Source organism: Streptomyces sp. NPDC059534, assembly GCF_042743475.1.
Taxonomy (GTDB): domain Bacteria; phylum Actinomycetota; class Actinomycetes; order Streptomycetales; family Streptomycetaceae; genus Streptomyces.
Genome location: NZ_JBHWAQ010000115.1, coordinates 1 through 2,867, shown reverse-complemented (window position 1 = coordinate 2,867; position 2,867 = coordinate 1). Strand labels below are relative to the sequence as shown.

The following is a 2,867-nucleotide window of genomic DNA, read 5'->3' as shown; positions in this document are numbered from 1 at the left end:
GCCACCTTCGCTGCCCGCGACACCGCCTGGTGGGGGCAGGGAACCGCATGTGCGTCGGACTCGAAGAAATTCGGGTCCTGGTCCAGCAACTTCATCGCCTGGACCTGGGGTTCTCGGTGCCCCGCCCCCGCACCCCGGCGGACACCGTCGACCGATCGATCGCTCGGACATGCTGAAGGACCCAGGTCCCCAGATGGACGGGGGCCGCTGGTCGGGTCGCCCGATCCGATGCGTGCGGACGCTGCGCACAGGCCGTGCCGTGGTCGTCGCGGCCTTCGCGCACCGGGGCCTGATTCAGCCCCGCACCGTCGGAGCGGGTTCGGCGCGCCGGTTCCGCAGCAGCACGTCGGTCACCCGGCTGTATGCTGGGCGGCGTCCTTGACCGCGAAGCATCTGCTCGACAGGACGGTGGCGCAGGCGGCTAGAAGCGTGGCGAGGGCGACGATCGCTGCGAAGGCTGCAGAGGCCGATGATTCCAGCTGCGCGAACATCAGGCCGGTGAGCGCCAGAGCGGCTGCGCTGCCGAGCGAGTCGGAGACCTGAAGGGCGGCGGCGTTGACGCCCTGCTCGTCGGGTAGGGACTGTTCGAACAGAGCGACGCTGATGCTCGGCACGGCAAGTCCCATGCCGATCCCTCCGATGGCGGCTGCCCCTATGGCCACGTGGATCGCCGGCAGCGAGGAGAGGAGAAGGAGCGCCGTGGCAGTGATTCCTCCCATCGCCAGTGCGCAGCCGCTTTGAAGGAGGAGTCTGCGGGATTGCTGGACGCTGTCGCGGCCTTGGTACCAGGCGCCGGCAGCCCATCCGAGGGCTGCCACGCTCAGGGCCGCGCCCGCCGCAGAGGTTGAGACGCCGCGTTCGTGAACGAGGAAGAGGGTAGTGAAGGACTGCGCCGAGACGAAGGCTCCTGCCAGCAGGCCCCGCAGGGCGGTGATCGCGGGGACGCCCCGAGCGAAGCGTAGGGCGCCGGTGGGCAGCAGCTTCGGGACGCCAGCGACCAGCAGCCGTCCCCCGGTGAGCAGGACCGGGGTCAGTGCGAGGGTGAAGTTCTGTCCGGCGAATTGCAGCATTCCGATGCCGAGCGCTGCCGCCACGGTGTAGCGGAGGATCGAGGGCTGGGCCTCTTGAGGCCGCGTCGCGTTCTCGGCTTCGCCGGATCCTGTCGCAGAGGCGATGGCGATGGTTGCGAGCAGGATGAGAGGCAGTATTCCGAGGTAGTTGGCGCGCCAAGTCCAAGTGGCGGCCACTGAGGCCGCGAGCCAGGGTGTGAGCAGTGCGGCAGCTGCCCACGCCGCCGGCATGACGGCGAACATGCGAGGCCGGAGGTTTTCGGGATAGAGCCGGGCTATCAGCACGTACAGCGCCACGATGTAGAGACCTCCTCCGAAGCCCTGCAGCGCACGACCTGCGACGAAGACAGGGAACGCCCAGCTCAACCCGCTGAGAGTCAGGCCCACAGTGAACAGTGCGAGGCTTGCGAGGAATGTCGGGCGGATTCTCCCGCGGTCGGTCAGACGGCCGCCGAGGATCATTCCGGGCAGGCTGGCTGCCAGGAAGGCGCTGAAAGCCCAGCCGTAGGACGCGACGGCGTTGAGATCGACGGCCACCGACGGCGCGATCATGTTCGCGGACATGGCCTCGAAGGCGACCATCGTGACGATGGATGTGATGGCAATGGTCGTCCGTCTGTATTTCCTGTCCAGGACGTTCACGTCACGAGTGCGCGTGGCTGTTCCTTGAACTCCCATGACTTGCCTCCGGCCGTGCTTTACGATGATCACTTCTGGTTCTTCAGCTCGCTCAGGCAAGCATTGACGGCCATGAGTGTGGGGTGGCTCTCCTCGACGGATGCGGAGACCAGCGACAGGCGCGCACGCTCCAAGGCTGCCTGTGCCCCATGGGGGTCCGTCTCGCGGATCAGCTGGGCGAAGTTGTTGAGGACGGGCGCAAGTTCCGGATGCTGGCTACCGAGAGCCCTCTCGAGTATCGCCAGCGAGCGTTCGTAGCGAGCCTTCGCTTCCTCGGGCCTACCTGACTGATGCATCACGGCGGCGAGGTTTCCAGTGGCGATGCCCACCTCGTAATGGTCCGCGCCGTAGGCCTTCTCGAAGATCCCCAGAGCCTTGCGGAGCAAGGACTCGGCTTCCCCCGCTTCACCGATCTCGAGGAGGATCGGGGCCAGGGCTGCACAGTCGGCAGCGACATCCGGGTGATCTGGCCCCAGTGCCTCCGTCCGGACAGCGACTGCCTTGCGCGCGGGGTCTTCCGCTGCCGCGTAGTCGCCTCGGGCGTGGGCGAGGCCGGCGATGTTGTGGTAGAGCGTGGCCAGTTCGGGACTGGTGGTGCCACTCAGCCTGTCCAGCGCCCGCTTATAGAAACCCGCCGCCGCTTCGAACTTCCCTGAATACTTAAACAGCACCCCGAGCTCGTTGTATGCGGCGACGATGTCCTCCGCCGTAGCTCGCTCTTCCACACGGCCCACCGCCGCGACGAGCAGCTGCTCCGCCGGGGTGTATCGTCCCTGCACTCGATACACCGTCGCCATCGCCATCGTCGCATGCAGGTAGAGGGAAACGCCCTCGGGTACGTCACGGTGGTCGGCGGCGAGAGCGGCAGCGTGCCCGAGTCTCTGGAGCGCGCTCTCCATCTCGCCGGCATGCTGGTCGACGTATCCGTGTACCAGGGCTGAGTTGGCCAGGGCCAGCGCGTCTGTGCTCAGCTCCTCCGCCCGGGCGGCCAGAGTTCGGGCGGTCTCATCGTCCCCCGCCTCCAGAGCCGTCAAAGCCTGACTCAGCAAACCGGATACGGACTGCTCGGAATGAACGGGCACAGGCGAAATCTCCTTGAAACGGTCCGGGAGCCAGAGC

At 66.9% G+C, this 2,867-nt stretch carries 2 protein-coding genes; both read right to left on the bottom strand.

What is annotated here, in order from left to right; genetic code table 11:
• Window positions 1-350 precede the first annotated feature (350 nt).
• Entirely contained in the window at window positions 351-1,712 is a 1,362-nt protein-coding gene (locus ACFVZH_RS40125; RefSeq protein WP_384905563.1) for an MFS transporter, read from the bottom strand.
• Window positions 1,713-1,777: 65 nt separating this feature from the next.
• On the bottom strand, window positions 1,778-2,867 hold a 1,090-nt coding region (locus ACFVZH_RS40120), incomplete at its 5' end, for a tetratricopeptide repeat protein (RefSeq protein WP_384905561.1).